This window comes from Mesorhizobium sp. C395A, assembly GCF_030323205.1.
Classification (GTDB): domain Bacteria; phylum Pseudomonadota; class Alphaproteobacteria; order Rhizobiales; family Rhizobiaceae; genus Mesorhizobium.
The window spans coordinates 4,982,130-5,001,957 of record NZ_CP100473.1; the positions used below are offsets into that span (position 1 = coordinate 4,982,130).

Below are 19,828 nucleotides of genomic sequence, written 5' to 3' on the forward strand. Positions count from 1 at the left end.
GGTAGCTGCCGCCCTCGACGACGAAAAGACCGGGACAGTGATCCGCAAGCGCCGCGCCGAGGCGAAGAAACGCGGCGTCATCGCTTGATCGGGATCACGCTGCCCTCAACCCTTCCCATGCCGTAAACACCGAGACCGCAAACAGCAGCAGTCCGGCCGCCCGGCCCGCAAAAGCGGTCGCCCGCGGATTGGCCACCAGCAGATTGCGGCTGCGGCCGGCGGTGATGGCGAGCCCGCCATAGATGGCGGCCTGCGTCAGCATCGTCAGCAAGCCCATGACCGTCGCCTGCATCCAGATCGGGCCGTAATCCGGCTTCAGGAACTGCGGATAGACGGCAAATATGAAGAGATAGGCCTTCGGGTTGATCAGGCAGGTCACCAGTCCCTGGCGAAAGGCCTTCCAGGCCGTACGGCTGCCGGCGGGCCCGTCGTGGCCGACGGTGATGGAACTGCGCATCAGCGAGATGCCGATGAAGGCCATGTAGGCGGCGCCGGCTATCAGCAGCGGCTTGTACAGGATCGGTACGAAATGCATCAGCAGGCCGACGCCGATGGCGCCGTTCAGCGTGTGCACGATGCCGCCGACCATGATGCCACCGGTGGCGGCGAGGCCCCGGTCGCGGCCGCCGGTGAGCGCATTGGCAAGCACGAACAGCATGTCCATCCCGGGTACGATGATGATGCCGGACAGCAGGATAAAGAACAGCCAGAGATTTTCCGTGTAGCTCATGTCAGTTGCCTGTCGCTTCCTGCTGGGGTGCCGTGGAGGAATTTGTTGATTTTCAACCCGATAGGCAGTCCAATAAATCATCCCAACTGACGGGGATGTGTCAGTAGCGTTCATCAGGGAGAGGAAATGCGCAAGGCGTCGCGGCTGTTCGAGATTATCCAGATCCTGCGGCTGGCGCGGCAGCCGGTGACGGCAGCCATGATCGCCGGGCAGCTGGAAGTCACGATGCGTTCGATCTATCGCGACATCGCCGCACTGCAGGCGATGCGCGTGCCGATCGAAGGCGGGCGCGGTATCGGTTATATATTGCGGCCCGGCTTCGACCTGCCGCCGCTGATGTTTTCGATCGAGGAGATGGAGGCGATCGTCCTGTCGCTGGCGCTGCTGGAGCGCACGGGAGACAGCGAGCTCAAGCAGCGGCCAAGCGCGTCAGCGCCAAGATCGCCGGCGCCGTGCCGCCGCCGTTGCGCCAGGCGTTCGACGCCAACGCACTGCATGTCTGGGGGTTCGCTGCACCGGCAATCGGCACCATCGATCTGGCGCTGGTGCGCCGCGCAATCCGCGACGAGGAAAAGCTCGACCTGTCCTATCGCGACGAAATCGGCCGCGCCTCCGAGCGGCTGATCCGTCCGATCGCGCTGATCTACTATTCAGAGACCGCCAACATCGTCGCCTGGTGCGAATTGCGCCAGGCCATCCGCAATTTCCGCAGCGACCGCATCGCGGATTGCCGGGCGACCGGGCTGCGCTTCAAGGGCGAAGGCGATCGCCTGCGGCAGGTCTGGGTCAGTGGCTGGGAGGCGAACGCTGTCGCTGGCGGCTGAAGCGGATCTTACCGCACATCCACCCAGCGCTTCTCCTCGAACGACCTCGCCATCGCATGCACGGTGCGCTCGATCTCCAGCCCTTCGGCAAATTCGATGACCCGTGCCGGCTTGCCGGCAAGCCGCGTCAGCAATTCGTGGCACTCGATGATCTTGAGGTCGTTGAACCCGAGGCCATGGCCAGGCGCCGGGAGGAAGGCGTCGTAAGGCTTGTGGTGCGGCGCGACCAGTATGGTGCGGTAGCCCTGTTCGGTCGGGCGATCGGCGGTGACATAGAGCTGGATTTCGTTCATCCGCTCCTGGTCGAACAGGATCGATCCCTTGGAGCCGAAAATCTGGATGGCGATGCGGCCCTTGCGGCCCCAGGCCGAGCGGTTGACCAGCAGCGTGCCGGCAATGCCGTTTTCCAGATGCATCAGCACGCTGGCGATGTCGTAGGTCTCGACGGCGCGGCGGCCGCCGGCGGCCAGCTTGCGGTCGGCATACGGCTTGGCCATGTCACAGATGACTTTTGCGACGCGGCCGAACAGCGTCGAGACCAGCGACAGCGGATGCACGGCGAAATCGTCGAGCGCGCCATAGCCGGATGCGGCCTCATGCTTCCAGAAGAACAGCGCTTCGGGGTCGGCCATGAAGTCCTCGTCCATCTCGATGCGCAGATGGTTGACCTCGCCGATGATCTTTTCCTCGAGCAGCGCGCCGATGTGGCGGATGGCCGGGCTCTGTATGTAGTTGTAGCCAAGGGCTGCGACCTTGCCGGACTTCTTCGCCGCGGCCGCCATCGCCGCTGCTTCGGCAAAGCTCGGCGCCATCGGCTTTTCGCACCACAGATGCTTGCCGGCTTCGAGAATGGCGATGGCCATTTCCGGATGGAACTGGTTGGGCGTGGTCAAGGAGACGATGTCGACCTCGGGGTCGTTGACGACCGCGCGCCAGTCGCCGGACGCCTTGGCGAAGCCGAACTCGCCGGCCTTGCGCTTGGCCAGCTCCTCGTTGACCTCGCCGAGATGGACCAGCTTCGGCTTGGCGACATAGGGAAAGACGGCCCCGACGGCGCTCCACGCAATGGCGTGGCATTTGCCCATGAAACCCGTGCCGATAAGACCAACGCCGACCATTTCTTTCTCCCAATACCTGAAGCGATCGATGGATGAATTAGTCCATTTCTTCTCCGAATGGAATGTCTGCCTCATTTTTTATGGCCTTCTTGCGCAGGCTCGCTATGATGGGGCAGAGAGGACGTCACTTGAGTTAAAGAGAGCATGATGTCGTCCGAAAACCGCTGCACACTTTTCGGCATCATGCTCTAATGCATGTCGCCCAGAAGTGTGCCGCGGTTCTGGGACAACGGCATGCATCAAAACAAAGACTTAAAGCGCATCGCACGAATCCGTTTCACCGCGACGCGCTTTAAGTGAGCTTGGACGGGGCGACGATGGACGAACGGGTACCTCGCGACTTCGAGACGCTGCGCGCCACGATCCTCGATCGCCGTGAAACCTTGCCCAAGCGCATCGCCCAGATCGCCGCCTATGCGCTCGACAATCCCGATGACATCGCCTTCGGCACCGCCGCCAGCATCGCCGCTTCGGCGGGCGTGCAGCCGTCCACCTTGATCCGCTTTGCCCAGCAACTAGGCTTCGACGGCTTCACCAGCCTGCAGCAGGTGTTTCGCGAGCGGCTGCGCGAGCGCAATTCCTCTTATGACGAACGCCTGCAGGCGCTGCGCGCCAAGGCCGATGCGGGTGCTGGACACCGCGCCATCTTCGACGGCTTCGTCGCCGCCGCCAGCACTTCGCTCAACGACATCTCACGCTCGCTGGACGAGGCCCATCTGGAAGACGCAATTGCGCTGCTGGCCAAGGCCGAGACCATCTATGTCCTGGCCAAGCGCCGCTCCTATCCGGTGGCGAGCTACATCGCCTATGCGCTGGGCAAACTGAAGATCCGCAACCAGCTGATCGAATCCGCCGCCGGCCTCAATGCCGAAATGGTCGCCTTCGCCACCCCGGCGGACGCCGTCATCGCCATCAGCTTCTCGCCCTACGCACCGGCCACCATCGAGGAGGCCCGCACCATTTCCGAACAGGGCGTGCCGATCGTCGCCATCACCGACAGTTCGTTTTCGCCACTCGCCCAGTTCGCCAAGGTCTGGTTCGAGGTCGCCGAGGCCGATTTCGCCGGCTTCCGCTCGCTGTCGGCCACCATGGCGCTGGCCATGGCGCTCACCGTCGGCGTCGGCGAGAAGCGGCGCAGCACCGGAAAGAAGCGTAAGGCCTAGGCCGGCGCCCGGCGCTCGAATTCGCGGAGGAATGCTCATTCCATATTGACTATGGATTGGAATTATTATTTCATATTCCCGGCGCCACGCTGCCGCTCGCGCGTGTCCCCCAACTACGTTGCTCAAGACAACAAGACCGACGGGAGGTTCCAATGAGCGAAGCCATGGACGCCAAACAGGCGACGCTCGATGTCATCACCATCGGTCGCGCTTCCGTCGACCTTTACGGCCAGCAGATCGGCTCGCGGCTGGAGGACATCACCTCCTTTGCCAAATCGGTCGGCGGCTGCCCGGCCAACATCTCGGTTGGCACGGCGAGACTAGGCCTGCGCTCGGCGCTGCTCACCCGTGTCGGCGACGAGCAGATGGGCCGCTTCATCCGCGAGCAGCTGCGGCGCGAAGGCGTCAATGTCGACGGGCTGAAGACCGACAAGGAACGGCTGACGGCTCTGGTGCTGCTTTCGGTCGAGAGCGAAGGGGTCTCGCCGATGATCTTTTATCGCAGCGACTGCGCCGACATGGCGCTCGCCGAAGAAGATATCGACGAGGCTTTCATTGCCTCGGCCCGTTCCATCGTCGTCACCGGCACGCATTTTTCCCGACCCAACAGCGACGCCGCCCAGCGCAAGGCGATCCGCATCATCAAGGCCAGGGGCGGCAAGGTGGTGTTCGACATCGACTACCGCCCCAACCTCTGGGGACTCGCAGGCCATGCCGAAGGTTTTGAGCGCTATGTCAAATCCGACCGCGTCTCAGCCCAGCTGAAGACGGTGCTGCCCGATTGCGACCTCATCGTCGGCACCGAGGAAGAGATCATGATCGCCTCGGGCGCCGACGATTGCCTGAGCGCGCTGAAGACGATCCGCGCGCTGTCCAAGGCAACCATCGTACTGAAGCGCGGCGCCATGGGCTGCATCGTCTATGACGGGCCGGTCAGCGACGATCTGGAAGACGGTATCGTCGGCAAGGGCTTTCCGATCGAGATCTATAATGTGCTGGGCGCGGGCGATGCCTTCATGTCCGGTTTCCTGCGCGGCTGGCTGGGTGGCGAAGATCATGCGACAGCGGCGACCTGGGCCAATGCCTGCGGCGCTTTCGCCGTGTCGCGGCTGCTCTGCGCGCCGGAATATCCGACCTTCGAGGAATTGCAGTTCTTCCTCAGGAACGGCAGCAAGCACCTCGCTCTGCGCAAGGACGAGGCGATCAACCACATCCATTGGGCGACGACCCGCCGCCGCGATATCCCCTCGATGATGGCGCTCGCCTGCGACCACCGTGTGCAGCTTGAGGACGTCGCGGCAAAGACCGGCGCCGATCCGGCGCGCATCCGCGATTTCAAGGTGCTGGCGGTCAAGGCTGCGGCGAAAGTCGCCGCCGGCCGCGACGGCTATGGCATGCTGATCGACGAGAAGCATGGCCGCGAAGCGATGTTCGAATTCGCCCGCCACCCCTTTGCCTGGCTCGGCCGTCCCGTCGAACTGCCGGGCTCGCGGCCGCTGCGCTTCGAGTTCTCGCAGGACATCGGCTCGCAACTGGTGGAATGGCCGGTCGACCACTGCATCAAATGCCTGTGCTTCTATCACCCCGACGATCCGGCAGCGCTCAAGGAAGAGCAGCAGCAGAAGCTGCGCTCGCTGTTCGAAGCCGCGCGGAAGGTCGGCCGGGAGCTTCTGGTCGAGATCATCGCCGGCAAGCACGGCAAGCTCGACGAAACGACCATCCCGCGCGCCCTGGAAGAACTCTATGCGCTTGGCATCAAGCCGGACTGGTGGAAGCTCGAACCGCAGGCGTCGGCCGGCGCCTGGGCCAAGATCGAAGCGGTGATCCTGAAGCACGATCCCTGGTGTCGTGGCGTCGTGCTGCTGGGTCTCGAAGCGCCGCAGGACGAACTGGAAGCGGCCTTTGCCGCCACCGCCAAGGCGCCGATCGTCAAGGGCTTTGCCGTCGGCCGCACCATCTTCGTCCACGCCGCCGAACAATGGCTGGCGGGCAAGATGACGGATGACGAGGCTATCGCCGACATGGCCGCGCGCTTCGAACAGTTGACCGAAGCGTGGCTTGCCGCGCGTGGCCGTAAAGCAGCATAAAGGCGCGGCAAGAGGACTGCGGAGGAAAACACCATGAGCAAGACAATCCGCCTGACGATGGCGCAGGCGCTGACCCGCTTTCTGAGCAAGCAGATGACCGAGATCGACGGCAGACGAGTGCCCATCTTCGGCGGTGTGTGGGCGATCTTCGGTCACGGCAATGTCGCCGGCATCGGCGAGGCGCTGTACCAGCTGCGCGACGAATTGCCGACCTTCCGCGCCCACAATGAGCAGGCGATGGCGCATGCGGCGATCGCCTATGGCAAGGCCAATTTCCGCCGCCGCTTCATGGCCGCGACCTCTTCGATCGGCCCCGGTGCGCTCAACATGGTGACGGCGGCGGCGCTCGCCCACGTAAACAGGTTGCCCGTCCTGTTTTTGCCGGGCGATGTCTTCGCCAACCGCATTCCCGACCCGGTGCTGCAGCAGGCCGAGGACTTTTCCGACGGCACCGCGACGGTCAATGACTGCTTCCGTCCGGTGTCGCGCTATTTCGACCGCATCACCCGTCCCGAGCAGATCATCCCGGCATTGGCGCGGACCATGCAGGTGCTGACCGATCCGGCGGAATGCGGCCCGGTGACGCTGTCGCTCTGCCAGGACGTGCAGGCCGAGGCCTATGACTATCCCAAGAGCTTTTTCGCCGAGCGCGTCTGGCACCAGCGCCGGCCGCGTCCGGACCGGCATGAATTGGCGGCGGCGGTCACCGCGCTGAAGGGTGCGAAAAAACCGCTGATCATCGCCGGCGGCGGCGTGCTGTATTCGCAGGCTTCGGATGAACTGGCGAAATTCGCCGAGAGCGCCGGCATTCCGGTCTGCGAGACGCAAGGCGGCAAATCCTCGCTGCCCGACACACATCCGCTCAACATGGCGGCAGTCGGCGTCACCGGCACGTCCGCGGCCAACCGGCTGGCGGAAGAGGCCGATGTCGTGCTGGCGATCGGCACCCGCCTGCAGGATTTCACCACCGGCTCATGGGCGCTGTTCAAGAATTCCGGCAAGACCATCATCGGACTCAACGTGCAGCCTTTCGATGCCGGCAAGCATCGTGCGCTGCCGCTGGTCGCCGATGCGGCCGAAGGGCTCGCCGAACTCGGTGCTGCGCTGGGGAACTGGAAAGCACCGGCGACATGGACCGACAATGCGACCCAAGGCAAGAAGGCTTGGCAGGCCGAAGCCTCCAAGGTGACGGCGTCGACCAACGCCGCCTTCCCGTCGGACGCGCAGGTGATCGGCGCCGTGCAGCGCGCGCTGGGGTCCGGCGTGACCTTGCTGAACGCGTCGGGCGGCCTGCCGGGCGAGTTGCACAAGCTCTGGCAGGCAGGCGCGCCCGGCTCGTACCATGGCGAATATGGCTTCTCGACCATGGGCTACGAGATTGCCGGCGGGCTCGGCGCCAAGATGGCCAAGCCCGACCAGGAGGTCGTCGTCATGGTCGGGGACGGCTCCTACCTCATGATGAATTCCGAAATCGCCACGTCGGTGATGCTTGGCCTGAAGCTGACCATCGTGGTGCTCGACAACAGGGGTTATGGCTGCATCAACCGGCTGCAGATGGCCACCGGCGGCGCCAACTTCAACAACCTCCTGAAGGACGCGCGCCACGAGATCCTGCCCGACATCGACTTCGCCGCGCATGCGGCCAGCATGGGCGCTATTGCCGAGAAAGTGCCGTCGATCACCGGCCTGGAGACTGCGCTGCAAAAGTCGAAAACCAACGACCGCACCACCGTGCTGGTCATCGACACCGACCCGCTGATTTCCACCGATGCCGGCGGCCATTGGTGGGATGTCGCGGTGCCGGAAGTCTCCGCACGGCCGCAGGTCAACGCAGCCCGCAAGGCCTACGACGAAAAGCGGCAGATGCAGACAATCGGCGATTGATGTACATGCACCCGCCACCTACCTCCCCCTTGTGGGGAGGTCGGACCGAAGGTCCGGGTGGGGGGCTCGCGCCGCACCCCACCCCGCTGCTTCGCAGCGACCCTCCCCACAAGGGGGAGGGTGAACAAGAAACCGGAGCTAAAACTTGAAAGCCAAACTGGGCATGTCCCCCATTGCGTGGTGGAACGACGATCTTGCCGAACTCAGCGACGACGTCTCGCTGGAAGAGTGCCTGCGCCAGTCGCGCTCGGCAGGTTTCACCGGCATGGAAATGGGCCGGCGTTTTCCAAACGACCCCGAAATCATGCTGCCGATCCTGAAGCAGGCCGACGTGACGCTGTGCGGCGGCTGGTTCTCCGGCACCCTGGTCGATGAGGACATGGGCAGGAACAAGGATCGCATCCAGCCGATGATCGACCTGTTCAAGGCGGTGAATGCGCCTTGCATCGTCTATGGCGAGGTCGGCCGCTCGATCCAGGGCGATCGCTCCAGGCCTCTCGCCACCAAGCCGAAATTGTCGAACGACGAGATGAGGGCCTATGCCAGGCGCCTCACCGAATTCGGCGAATGGTGCGCCGAGCAAGGCATGCCGCTGTCCTATCACCATCACATGGCGGCAGTGGTCGAGACTGAGCCGGAGCTCGATGCCTTCATGCGCCATTCCGGCGAAGGCATTCCGTTGCTGCTCGATGCAGGGCATCTCGCCTTTGCCGGCGGCGACGTGCTGCGCGCCATCGACAACCACCACAAGCGGATCAGCCATGTCCATGTGAAGGATGTGCGCATGGGCGTGATCGACGGGCTCGACCGCACGAAGCAGTCCTTTCTCGACGCCGTGGCGCTCGGTGCCTTCACGGTGCCTGGCGACGGTTCGCTCGATTTCGGCGCCATCGTGCAGCGCTTCGCCGACCATGGCTATGAAGGCTGGTTCGTCGTCGAGGCCGAGCAGGACCCGAAGAAGAACCCGCCGCTGAAGATGGCCCAAGTGGGTTACAAGGAGCTGATGCGGGTGATGACGGCGGCCGGCTACACGGTGGAAACGCAAGGCTTTCCCAATGCGTAAGCCGGTCCGATGAAGGATTACGAGCACCCGTTCTTCCGGCCGCTGTGGCGGCGCGTTGCCGTCGTCGCCGTCTGCGTGATCTGGGCCGGAATAGAATTCGCCTCCGGCACCCCATTCTGGGGCATCATTGCGCTCGGCTTTGCCGCCTACGCGGTGTGGCAGTTCTTCTATCTTTACAAGCCGGTGGAGGAGAGCAAGGCTGCGCCTGATCGACCAAAGACCGGCGAAGCGAAGGCGGACGCCGAACCGAAGGAATGAAGCGGCCGCGGCTCGGAAGGAGCTTGCGGGTCGGACACTCGACACCTGGCGTATCGCCTACGTCGCTGATTGGCCGGAACGTCCCTAGCTTCGTCATCCTAGGGTCTTCGCGACGGAGATTCGCTCCTGCTTCGCCCTAGGATGACGAAGTTGAGAGGCCGACCTCGAAGACTTGCGATAGGAGAGACAAAACATGTCGAAACTGCTCGTCAAAGCCGACAAGGGCCATGGCCGCGTCGCCCATGTCACGCCCAAAAGCGCCGGATGGACCTATGTCGGCTTCGACCTGCACCGGCTGAAGCCGGGCGAGACCGCATCCGGCAAGACGCAGGATCGCGAAGTCTGCCTGGTGTTCGTCACCGGCAAGGGCACGGCAAAGGCCGGCGGCCAGGAACTCGGCCTGCTCGGCGAGCGCATGTCGCCCTTCGAGGGCAAGCCGTGGTCGGTCTATATTCCGGAGGGTTCGGACTGGTCGGTCACCGCCGACACCGATCTCGAACTCGCGGTCTGCTCGGCGCCGGGCCTGGGCGGCGGCTTGCCCGTTCGCGTCATCGCACCCGACGACCTCGGCCAGGAGACTCGGGGCAAAGGCACCAACACGCGCTACGTCACCAACATATTGCCCGAGGGTAAGCCCGCCGACTCACTGCTGGTGGTCGAGGTCATCACGCCCGGCGGCCATACATCGAGCTACCCGCCGCACAAGCACGACCAGGACAATCTGCCGGCCGAATCCTATCTTGAGGAAACCTACTACCACCGCCTCAACCCGCCGCAGGGCTTTGCCTTCCAGCGCGTCTACACCGACGCCGACAACACCGGCGCCCGCGAGCTGGACGAAGCCATGGCGATCGAGGACGGCGACGTCGTGTTGGTGCCCAAGGGCTATCACCCCTGCGCCGCCTGCCACGGCTACGACCTCTATTACCTCAACGTCATGGCCGGGCCGACGCGGACGTGGAAGTTCCACAACGCGCCCGAGCACGAGTGGCTGACGAAGGCCTGATCGGCCTTCGCTTGCGCCGGAAGCGGTTGGTCCAGCAGCAAAAAATCGTCGGCTAACGATCCATGGGGTCGATTTGCCTTCGAAAACCCGCATAAGCTTCGTCAATCCGTCATGGAAATCACCTATGGCAGCGGGCTGACGAGGATTTTTTTCGATGCGCTACGCCATCTATTTCACCCCAAGGCAGGACGAGCCGTTGGCGCGGATCGCCGCCAACTGGCTGGGCCGCGACCCCTTTGGCGCCGCCACCAGGCCGGTCGAGGCGGTGGGCGAGCTGTCGGCGGCCGAAGTCGCCTTTCACACCGCATCGGCGCGGCGCTACGGTTTTCATGCGACGCTGAAAGCGCCCTTCCGGTTGGCCGCCAACGAAACCGAAAGCTCGTTGCGCGCGGCGCTGGACGCCTTTGCCGAAGCAACGCCGACGGTCACCATCCCGCGCCTGGTCGTCAGCCAGATCGATGGTTTCTTCGCTTTGGTGCCGGAAGGCCCGCTGCCGCCGCTCAACCGTTTCGCCGATGATGTCGTGCTTAGCTTCGACCGTTTTCGCGCGCCGCTCACCGAAGCGGAAATCGAACGGCGCAGCCCGGATTCGCTGAAGCCGGCCGAGTTCCGCAATCTCTGTCAGTGGGGCTACCCCTACGTGTTCGAGACCTTTCGCTTCCACATGACACTGTCCGGCCGGGCCGGGCCGCAGGAAAGCCAACGTCTGCGCGCGGCAATTGACAGCCTGTTCGCCGATGTGCTGCAGCAGCCGGTGCTGGTGGATGCGCTGACGCTGTTCGTCGAAACCGAACCGGGCGCTCCGTTCATGGTGCTTTCGCATCATGCGCTCGGCCGCCGCGCTGCCCGAAAAACCGCCTGACCGCAATTCGTCCGAGTAAGCAAGGACTGCCTGAATGACTGCCGAAACTGTTCTCCACAACGCCCGCATCGTGCTTGCCGATGAGATCGTCGAAGGGTCGCTCGTGCTGCGCGACGGTTTTATTTCCGGCGTCGACGCCGGCACCGGCCACACCGGCGGGAACATGGCCGGCGAGGACATGGGCGGCGACTACATCATTCCCGGTCTGGTCGAGCTGCACACCGACCATCTCGAAGGCCACTATGCGCCGCGCCCGAAAGTGCGCTGGAACCCGATTGCCGCCGTGCTCGCCCATGACGCGCAGGTGGCCACCGCCGGGATCACCACCGTGCTCGACGCGCTGCGCGTCGGCATGGACGAGGACGCCGATCTTACCTCCGACGACATCCGCAAGCTGGCCGACGCGATCGAGGACAGCGTCGCGAAAGACCGGTTGCGGGCCGACCATTTCCTGCATCTGCGCTGCGAGGTCTCGGCGCCGGATTGCTTGCGGGCTTTCGCCAATTTCGATGGCGACGAGCGGGTCAAGCTGGCCTCGCTGATGGACCATGCGCCGGGACAGCGTCAGTTCGTCAATCTCGAGACCTACGCCTATTACTATCAGCGCAAGCTGAAGTTGACCGATCGCGACTTCCAATTGTTCTGCGAAAAGCGGATGTCGGAATCAGCGAAGAATTCGGGACCGAACCGGGTGGCGATATCAGCCGCCTGCAACGAGCGGGGCATTGTGCTGGCGAGCCATGACGACGCCACATCAGGCCATGTCGACGAGGCGATCGAACAAGGCGTGCGCGTCGCGGAATTCCCGACCACGCTGGAAGCCGCCAAGGCCTCGAAGGATGCCGGGCTCGGCGTACTGATGGGCGCGCCCAACGTCATGCGCGGCTCCTCGCATTCGGGCAATGTCTCGGCCCGCACGCTGGCCGGCGACGGCCTGCTCGACATATTGTCGTCCGACTACATTCCCTTCAGCCTGATCCAGTCGGCCTTCTTCCTCGGCGACGTCGTCGAGGGCATTTCCCTGCCGCAGGCGGTTGCGATGGTGTCGAAGAATCCGGCCGAGGCGATCGGCCTCAACGACCGCGGCGTCATCGAACAGGGCCGCCGCGCCGATCTGGTGCGTGTGCGCGTCGACGACCATGTGCCGGTCGTGCGCACTGTCTGGCGCCAAGGGCGCCGGGTCGCCTGATGGTCTCGGCGTCGATCGACCGCGAACTCAGCAGCGAGGCCTTTCCGCTCCGCAACGGCGTGTTTGTCGCCGTCGTCGGCCCGAGCGGCGCCGGCAAGGATACGGTAATCGGCTATGCCCGCACCTTGTTTGCCGACGAGACGAGGCTGGAGTTCGTCCGCCGGGTCATCACCAGGCCGAGCGACGCCGCAAGCGAGGATCACGACACGCTGGCCGACGCAGCCTTTGCCGAAGCCGAGGCCGACGGCGCCTTCGCCATTTCCTGGGAGGCGCACGGGCTGCGCTACGGCATTCCGGCCGATGTCGACTGGTCCATCGCCAATGGCCATGTCGCGGTCGCCAATGTCTCGCGCGCAGTCATCCCGGTGCTGCGGGAGCGCTATGCCAATCTGGCTGTCGTCGAGATCACCGCCTCGCCGGAAATCCTCGCCGAGCGTCTCGCCCAGCGCGGCCGCGAATCGCGCGGCGAAGTGCTGGCTCGGCTCGCCCGCAGCGCCAATATCGCTTTGTCCGGCTCCGGCGTCACCTCGATCGACAATGGCGGCCGGCGCGAAGCCGCCGGAGAACGCTTCGTCGAGGTGCTGCGCAAGGCGATGGCCTTCTCGGATATATCCGGCGTGATGTAGCGCTACTCCGCCGCGACAGTCTTCCGGCTGGCATCGAGCATCAGCCGCCTTGCGCGGAACACGCCCCATTGCTGGTCGACCAGCACGCCGATCAGGATCACGCCGCCCATCACCGCGAAGTTGAGCGAGGACGGGATGCCGAGCAGATTGACCAGGTTCTGCAACTCCTGCAGCAGCACGGTGCCCAGGATGACGCCGACCAGCGAGCCTTCGCCGCCGCGCAGCGAGAAGCCGCCGAGAACTGCGGCGGCAATGGCGTAGAGTTCGTAGAATTGGCCGTGGCTGGCCGGCGAGATCGAGCGCGTGTACATGGCGAAATAGATCGCCGACAGCGCCGTCAGAACGCCGCAGATGACATAGGCGGCCATCACGACGCGGCCGGTGCGGATGCCCGAATATTTAGCCGCCTCTTCGTTCTTGCCGATGGCATAGAGGTAGCGTCCGAACACCGAGCGGTGCAGCACCACCCACATGACGATCGAAATGACGATCAGTGCGATGAAACTGTTGGGCACGCCATAGCTGCGGCCCGCGGTGAGGAATTCGAGCTCGGGAAAATTCTGGCCGAAGGCGAAGCCGGCGGTGCCGTCGGCGGTATAGAAACGGGCGACCCCGCGATAGATCAAAAGGCCGCACAGCGTCACCACGAAGGGCTGCAATTTCAGCCTTGTGATCAGCCAGCCATGCGCCAGCCCGATGATGCCGCCCAGCACCAGGATCAGCGGCAGCGCCAGCGGCCATGGCATGTCGCGCACAGCGATGAAATCGATGAACAGCGTGCCGAGCAGCGCCACCAGCGACCCCACCGACAATTCGATGCCGCCGGTGATGATGACGAAGGCCTGGCCGATGGCGAGGATCCCGAACAGGCCGATCAGGTTCGAGGTGTTGGCGAGGTTGATCGGCAAAAGGAAGCGCGGGTTGATGGCGGTCACCACGGCGCCGACCACCAGGATCAGGATCAGCAGGCCGAGATCTTTTTTGCTCATCGTCTTCTCCCCAATGCGCCGGACCGGCAATCGCCTGAAGCCCGCTAGTTTGCCGGCTTGCCGACCGCCAGCAACAGCACGTTTTCCTGGCTGAATTGTTCCTTGTCGAGAATGCCCGAGATCTGGCCCTCATGCATGACGGCGATGCGGTCGGACACGCCGATCACCTCTTCCATGTCGCTGGAGATCATCAGCACGGCGACGCCGGCATCGGCCAAGGCTCGCATCAGCCCGTAAATCTCGGCCTTGGCGCCGATATCGATGCCGCGCGTCGGCTCATCGAGGATCATCACCTTCGGGTTCATCGCCAGCCATTTGCCCAGCACCACCTTCTGCTGGTTGCCGCCCGACAGCGTGCCGGTTCGCGTCTGCACCGACGGCGCTTTGATGCCGAGATTCGTCTTCTGCTTCTCTGCGGTGGCGGCCTCGGAGCTTGCCGACACCAGTCTACGCTTCGCATGCGCCGGCAGGTTGGGCAGCGAGATGTTCTGCGCGATCGACAGGTCAAGCAAAATGCCGGTCAGCTTGCGGTCTTCCGGAACCAGGAAAATGCCATGCGCGACCGCATCGGCCGCCGAACCCAGTACAAGCGGCTTGCCGTCGAGTTCGAGCCCACCGCCAAGCGTGCTGTCGATGCCGAAGAACACCCGCGCCAGTTCGGTGCGGCCGGAGCCGACAAGGCCGGCGAGGCCGAGGATTTCACCGCGCCTGATGTCGAGGTCGACCAGCCGGGCAGGGTAGGCGGGGGTGCGGATGGCTTTGGCCGAGAGAGCCGTGGCGCCCGGCGCCCGCGCCGCCTCGGAGGCCTTCTCGCGCTCCTTCAGCATGCGGCCGATCATCAGCTTGACCATCTGGTCGTGGTTGATGGCGCTCTTCGGCAAGGTGCCAGCCAGCATGCCGTCGCGCAGCACCACGACGCGGTCGGCGACGCGCTCGACCTCATGCAGCCGGTGCGAAATGAAGATGACGCTGATGCCATCTGCCTTCAGCGCCTTGATGACGTCGAGCAGCTTGTCGGTTTCGGCGAGCGGCAGGCTCGACGTCGGCTCGTCGAGGATCACCAGCCGCGCCTTGATCGACAGTGCCTTGGCGATCTCGACCATCTGCTGCTGCGCCAGCGACAGCGAGGCAACCGGCGTATCGGCGGAGAAATTGGCGCCGACGCGCTTCAGCAGTGGCGCCACCATTTCGCGCAGCTTGGCGCGGTCGACCAATCTCAGCGGCCCGCCGCGCAACGGCTCGCGGCCGAAGAAGATATTGGCGGCAACATCGAGGTTTTCGAAGAGATTGAGTTCCTGGTGGACGAAGGCGATGCCCGACCCCAGGCTGCCTTCGACGGTGAGCCCGTCATGCGCAACGCCGTCGACGGTGATGGCGCCGCTGTCCGGCCTGGTGACGCCGCCGAGGATCTTCATCAAGGTCGATTTGCCGGCGCCGTTTTCGCCGACCAGGCCGATCACCTCGCCCGGCCTGACCTCCATGGAAAAGCCGTCCAGCGCCACCACGCCCGGATAGGTCTTGCGCACGTTCTCGAGGCCGAGGAACGGGGTGGTTGCGAAGATGGATGGGTCGGAATAATTCATCACGCCATATTTGATCAGGCTTGCCAGCAGCCGGTGGGCTACAGACTGACGGGCCTTGGCCGACCCGTCAACACGATCGCCGGCTCAAGGCGAACCCTGAGCCGGCGCAACTGCTCGTGGTCTCAGTTTCCGGACATCGCCTTCAGATTGGCGGCATAGGTGTCGACATCGTCCTTACCGATGATCTTGGTCGGGATGATGATCAGGCCGCCTTCCGGAATGCCTGATTTGTCGCCCTTGAGATAGGCGGCCATCAGCTTCATGCCCTGATAGGCCCATTCGAAGGGCTGCTGCACGACGGTGGCCGCCACGGTGCCTTCCTTGACGCCGCCCAGCGTGATCGGATCGTCATCGAAGCCGACGACGGTGATCGAGCCGAGCTTGCCGGCGTCGCGCAGCGCTTCATAGATGCGCGGCGTGTTGTAGGAATAGAAGCCGACCATGCAGGTGATGTCGGGGCTGGCGACCAGCGCGTCCTCGACATTCTTCTTGGCGCGCGCCTGGTCGATGTCGTCCCCGCGCACGTCCACCAGTTCGATCTTGCTGCCGGCGAGGCCGTCCTTCATGCCCTGGATGCGCTCCTTGGCATTGTCGGCGCCGAGCAGGCCGACGAAGCCGAGGCATTTGCCGCCGTCCGGCATCGCCTTCTTGGCGATCTCGGCCGCCTGCTTGCCGGCGTCGACATTGGACGAGCCGATATAGGCGACGCGCTTGGTCTGCGGGGCATCGGAGTCGGTGGTGAACAGCGCCGTTTCCGACGCGATCTTGTTCAGGCCGTCGGTCGAGGTCTTGGGGTCGACGGCCGAGACCATGATGCCCTTGACGCCGGCGGTCACCAGATCGTCCATCAGCCGCTGCTGGATGGCGACCGAGGACTGCTCGGGATATTTGAGTTCGAGATTGTAGTCGGGCAATTCGGCCTGCGCCTTCTTGACGCCGGCTTCGGCGGCCTTCCAGAAATCGGAAGCGCCGTTGACGACGAAGGCCAGCGTCGGTTTGTCGTCGGCGCGCGCAATGGCTGTCGCGGTCAGGCCGAGCAGCAGGGCTGCGGTGGCCACGGATGCATGTCGTATCAAGGATTTCATGTTCAACCTCCCGTTTTGGCTCAGTCGTCGGACTGAACCGATCTTGCATTCACTGACTTGCCGCTCGCGATTTGGACGCCCTCCTCCTCAGGGGTTCCCGGCGCTGAAGAATGGCGTCGTCGGTCGCGATCACGGACTTTAGAGACTCATCCCGTGCTCGTAAATAGTCTGATTTGTCTGACATATCACATGTCCGAGACCAGGCTTGCGGAGGCAAACCCCGCTCACCATCGGGCCATTCACGTGCACTTCTCGCCGCACGGGTCCCACCTGACCGGACACGGCGGATTGACGTTACAGCGTCGTTTTGTATTAGTAAACAGTATTAGCAAAGGTCTCGCGCGGACACTCGGCGGTAGCCTTAGGGCTAGTTTGCCCGAATAGGTGCAGCCATCGGTTCCGCGCAAGCAGATGCCTTGCAGTCCTCGAATTTCACGCGGCCCGCAGCGGCATGGCGGGGAACTTCAAAGCTGCTAATAAAGATAAACGCCTTCGACTATTTCCATCGGTCGACGGCGCGACACCATCTTGTGGGTGTGGCAGGCTTGCGACTAGACAGGCTGGGGATTGGGACGCAATGCCATGAGCGAGACGAGGGATCCGGACGACACGGCGAAGCGGCGCAAGGCGCCGGCGAGAGCCGCCAAGGGCGGCCGCGTCACCATGACCGACATCGCCAGGGCAGCCGGGTGCTCGCAGGCGACCGTCTCTTTCGTGCTCAACGATTCGCCCGGCATCCGGCTGTCGCAGCAGACGCGCGAGCGGGTGATCGACGCCGCGCGTGCGCTCGGCTACGCAGCACCCGCCTTCTCGGCGCTGCGCAAACCTGTTGCCGCCTTCGATGGACTTGACGGTGTCATCGGTTTCGCCGTCGACCAGCTGGCGACAAGCCCGGAAGCCGTTGTCGCCATCGAGGGCGCGCGCCAGGCATCGTGGAACGCCGGCAATGTGTTGCTCGTGGCGCAGACCATGGGCGACGCCGTCATGGAGCCGCGCGCCATTGCGGCGCTCACCAGGCGCGGAATCTCGGCGCTGATCTACATGACCATCTTCACCCGCGAGATCACGGCGCCGGATTTCCTCTACGGCCTCGACATCCCGGTCATCCTGCTCAACTGCTACACGGCCGATTATGCCTTCCCGGCCGTGGTGCCTTCCGAGATCGCCGGCGGCCAGAACTCGACCCGGCATCTGATCGGCCACGGCCACCGCCGCATCGCCATCATCACCGGCGAGCCGTGGATGCAGGCCGCGCAGGACCGGCTGAAAGGCTACCGCAGGGCGCTCGCCACCGCCGACATCCCGTTCGATCCCGAACTGGTGGTCGAGGGCGACTGGTCGGCGAGCGCCGGCTATGCCGCGACCGTGAAGCTTTTGGCGCTGAAAGAGCGCCCGACCGCCATCTTCTGCCAGAACGACCGCACGGCCATCGGCTGCTACGAAGCGCTGAAGGAGGCAGGCCTGCACATCCCGCAGGACATCTCCGTCGTCGGCTATGACGACGAGGAGATCGCCCGCCATCTGTTCCCGCCGCTGACGACATCGATCCTGCCGCACATGGCGATGGGCCAATGGGCGATCGAACAGCTCGAAGTGCCGCCGCCTGCCGGCCGCGGCCGCTATCCCATCACCAAGCTGGAATGCCCGCTGGTGCAGCGGGATTCGGTGGCAGCGGTGGCTGGATAAAGCTGAACCAGCCCATCCCGATGCAAATCGGGATGGGTCTGTTTGGTGTTTGCGCCTCAGGGCAGGGTCTATCCGGGAACGTGCCGCGGTTAGAACCGCAAGACGACGAAGGAGCGCCTGCGATAGCAGCGCCGGCGCAACCGGCCATGCCGCCAGAACGTGCGGCAGTGCCGTCTCCAGACATGCCGCCTGTGGTGGCGACGATGGTGCCATCGCCGATGCGAGATCTGCTCAACATCGCCAGCGCCTTCGTCGTCATCAAACGAATTGGCATCCTGCTTGTCGAGTTCATCGAGAATGCCGTTGCCGACATTGGGAACCCCGGCCACGGCCTCGAGAGGCCGAACCGCGGTAGCAAGCGCCGCGGCCCCCGCAACGCCAAACAATGCTGTCAAGAATGATCGCCGATCCATCAAAACCTCCATCAGCAAGACAAGGCTAACATGACGAGCCTAACACAAAGCAGCTAGAGCGGGTGATACAAAAGGCCAGAGGCGAATCTTCGAGCCGGCCCAAACGGGTGACCGGACGGACGGCAGAGGTCAGATTAAGGCCGCAACCGGGCGGCGCGCTTCCTTCGGCTCGGCGACCAAGCCATGCAGAATGCCGCCGATGAAAGCGCACAGCCTGACCGGTTCCGCCTTTCCGCGAAACGCTGAACCGCTCGGCAAAGCTCTCTCCCTAAGAATGCCCGCCACCTTGCGGCATTGGGGCTGGCTGAGAGACTGATGCACCACGGCACATGCGATGTTGCGGTACTCAGCGCCGCGCCAATATCCGGCAGAGCTCCTTCAGGTCCCGGTCGTAGGTGCCCTTGCCGCTGAGCACGCTGGCGCAGCGTTTCTTCATCTTGGCGATCTGGCCGGCCGACATGGCGCTGATGGCAACCACCGCCGGTCGCGTCGGCACCGCCGGCGTGTTGGGATCCCGAGGGCTGGTGGGCGCGGTCGGTGCGCCAATGCCGACCCCGACCCCGGCCGTCACCCCATTGCCCACCCCGACACCGGCGCCGACCCCGACACCGCTGCCGACGGTTGCGCCGACCCCGACCCCGACGCCCGTGCCCACCGATGCGCCGACGCCGGCGGTAACGCCGCTGCCAACCGAGGCGCCGACACTGGCGGTGGTGCCGCTGGTGCCTCCGACCGTCGCTCCGGCATTGACGCCCTTGCTCCCGCCGACCGAGACACCGACGCCAAGCCCGCCGCCACTGCCGCCGACCGAAACACCCACCCCACCGCTGCCGCCGATGCCCACACTGAGCCCGCCCGCGCCAGCCGGAAAGCACAAAGCCAAGGCAACAGCGCCGCCGGCCAAGACCTTTGTTAAACTTTTAAAGAAACCCATAACCCGCTCCCCGTGTTGGTTGCCTGGACGCAGGTTGAACAGCATCCGTTACCAATATGATTACGCGAGCGTAGCGTTTTTAGTTTCTGCGAGAATAGGTAGTATTGGAAATCGTTGTTATGGCTGCTTGCGGAGATCGAAATATATATTTTGGAATTGGCCGAAAAAATCGAGGATTTGCGGTTAGACTCGGAACCTTAGACAGGCAGGACGAGTGCTCGCATGCGGGAATTTACCGGGCGCATGCCTCAGGCCATCTTGCGACGCCGCTTCGCTAGGCTGCGGTGGAGAATGGACCCTCGAGAATGGGCTCGTACTGGGGAAAGGG

17 protein-coding genes and 1 pseudogene are annotated in these 19,828 nt (G+C 64.0%); 12 read left to right on the forward strand and 6 right to left on the reverse strand.

Translation table 11 applies throughout. The features are described from left to right. Nucleotides 1-94 precede the first annotated feature (94 nt). Nucleotides 95-730 carry a LysE family translocator gene (locus NLY37_RS24360; protein WP_023741269.1) on the reverse strand — a complete coding sequence of 212 codons (636 nt, stop codon included), beginning with the start codon at nt 728-730 and terminating at the stop codon, nt 95-97. A 126-nt stretch (nt 731-856) separates the two neighbouring features. Here NLY37_RS24360 and NLY37_RS24365 point away from each other — a divergent pair. Continuing rightward, nucleotides 857-1,554, forward strand: a pseudogene (locus NLY37_RS24365) (helix-turn-helix transcriptional regulator). An 8-nt stretch (nt 1,555-1,562) separates the two neighbouring features. Here NLY37_RS24365 and NLY37_RS24370 read toward each other — a convergent pair. Further along, entirely contained in the window at nt 1,563-2,672 is a 1,110-nt protein-coding gene (locus tag NLY37_RS24370; RefSeq protein WP_023741268.1) for a Gfo/Idh/MocA family protein, read from the reverse strand. A 317-nt stretch (nt 2,673-2,989) separates the two neighbouring features. On the opposite strand from NLY37_RS24370, the gene NLY37_RS24375 reads away from it, so the two are divergent. The 9 genes from NLY37_RS24375 (at nt 2,990) to phnN (ending at nt 12,810) form a co-directional block, all read left to right on the forward strand. After that, nucleotides 2,990-3,835 carry a MurR/RpiR family transcriptional regulator gene (locus NLY37_RS24375; RefSeq protein WP_023672343.1) on the forward strand — a complete coding sequence of 282 codons (846 nt, stop codon included), beginning with the start codon at nt 2,990-2,992 and terminating at the stop codon, nt 3,833-3,835. A 152-nt stretch (nt 3,836-3,987) separates the two neighbouring features. Then, nucleotides 3,988-5,922, forward strand: coding sequence for a bifunctional 5-dehydro-2-deoxygluconokinase/5-dehydro-2-deoxyphosphogluconate aldolase (locus tag NLY37_RS24380; protein ID WP_023741267.1), 1,935 nt, complete (start codon nt 3,988-3,990; stop codon nt 5,920-5,922). A gap of 33 nt (nt 5,923-5,955) precedes the next feature. Continuing rightward, nucleotides 5,956-7,806, forward strand: a complete 1,851-nt coding sequence (iolD, locus tag NLY37_RS24385; RefSeq protein WP_286440548.1) for a 3D-(3,5/4)-trihydroxycyclohexane-1,2-dione acylhydrolase (decyclizing) — start codon at nt 5,956-5,958, stop codon at nt 7,804-7,806. A gap of 145 nt (nt 7,807-7,951) precedes the next feature. Next, nucleotides 7,952-8,869 carry a myo-inosose-2 dehydratase gene (gene iolE, locus NLY37_RS24390; protein ID WP_023695973.1) on the forward strand — a complete coding sequence of 306 codons (918 nt, stop codon included), beginning with the start codon at nt 7,952-7,954 and terminating at the stop codon, nt 8,867-8,869. 9 nt (nt 8,870-8,878) lie between these two features. Further along, complete coding sequence (locus NLY37_RS24395) at nt 8,879-9,127, forward strand: hypothetical protein (protein WP_023672345.1); 249 nt, start codon at nt 8,879-8,881, stop codon at nt 9,125-9,127. A 193-nt stretch (nt 9,128-9,320) separates the two neighbouring features. Beyond that, the gene (gene iolB, locus NLY37_RS24400) at nt 9,321-10,133 is read left to right on the forward strand and encodes a 5-deoxy-glucuronate isomerase (RefSeq protein WP_023741266.1); all 813 of its coding nucleotides are present in this window, start codon (nt 9,321-9,323) and stop codon (nt 10,131-10,133) included. Nucleotides 10,134-10,287: 154 nt separating this feature from the next. Beyond that, entirely contained in the window at nt 10,288-10,995 is a 708-nt protein-coding gene (locus NLY37_RS24405; RefSeq protein WP_023741265.1) for a DUF1045 domain-containing protein, read from the forward strand. A 34-nt stretch (nt 10,996-11,029) separates the two neighbouring features. Continuing rightward, nucleotides 11,030-12,184 (forward strand): alpha-D-ribose 1-methylphosphonate 5-triphosphate diphosphatase, encoded by a 1,155-nt coding sequence (locus NLY37_RS24410; RefSeq protein ID WP_023741264.1) that lies wholly within the window; start codon nt 11,030-11,032, stop codon nt 12,182-12,184. Further along, nucleotides 12,181-12,810 (forward strand): phosphonate metabolism protein/1,5-bisphosphokinase (PRPP-forming) PhnN, encoded by a 630-nt coding sequence (gene phnN / locus NLY37_RS24415; protein ID WP_023741263.1) that lies wholly within the window; start codon nt 12,181-12,183, stop codon nt 12,808-12,810. The genes NLY37_RS24410 and phnN overlap by 4 nt, the downstream gene beginning before the upstream one ends. Nucleotides 12,811-12,812: 2 nt before the next feature. Here the strand turns inward: phnN and NLY37_RS24420 are convergent, their stop codons facing one another. From NLY37_RS24420 to NLY37_RS24430, 3 genes are all read right to left on the reverse strand, one after another. After that, complete coding sequence (locus NLY37_RS24420) at nt 12,813-13,799, reverse strand: ABC transporter permease (protein ID WP_023672350.1); 987 nt, start codon at nt 13,797-13,799, stop codon at nt 12,813-12,815. A gap of 44 nt (nt 13,800-13,843) precedes the next feature. After that, nucleotides 13,844-15,382, reverse strand: coding sequence for a sugar ABC transporter ATP-binding protein (locus tag NLY37_RS24425; protein ID WP_286442939.1), 1,539 nt, complete (start codon nt 15,380-15,382; stop codon nt 13,844-13,846). 122 nt (nt 15,383-15,504) lie between these two features. Next, on the reverse strand, nt 15,505-16,467 hold the full coding sequence (locus NLY37_RS24430) for a sugar-binding protein (protein ID WP_023672352.1): 963 nt from the start codon (nt 16,465-16,467) through the stop codon (nt 15,505-15,507). A gap of 582 nt (nt 16,468-17,049) precedes the next feature. Between NLY37_RS24430 and NLY37_RS24435 the strand changes: the two genes are divergently transcribed. Both NLY37_RS24435 and NLY37_RS24440 read left to right on the forward strand, forming a co-directional pair. Next, complete coding sequence (locus tag NLY37_RS24435) at nt 17,050-18,153, forward strand: LacI family DNA-binding transcriptional regulator (protein ID WP_023743543.1); 1,104 nt, start codon at nt 17,050-17,052, stop codon at nt 18,151-18,153. A gap of 146 nt (nt 18,154-18,299) precedes the next feature. Next, nucleotides 18,300-18,554: a hypothetical protein gene (locus NLY37_RS24440; protein WP_198024972.1), complete on the forward strand. Its 255-nt coding sequence runs from the start codon at nt 18,300-18,302 to the stop codon at nt 18,552-18,554. A 358-nt stretch (nt 18,555-18,912) separates the two neighbouring features. On the opposite strand, the gene NLY37_RS24445 is transcribed toward NLY37_RS24440, so the two are convergent. After that, nucleotides 18,913-19,386: a hypothetical protein gene (locus NLY37_RS24445; protein ID WP_286440555.1), complete on the reverse strand. Its 474-nt coding sequence runs from the start codon at nt 19,384-19,386 to the stop codon at nt 18,913-18,915. Nucleotides 19,387-19,828 lie beyond the last annotated feature (442 nt).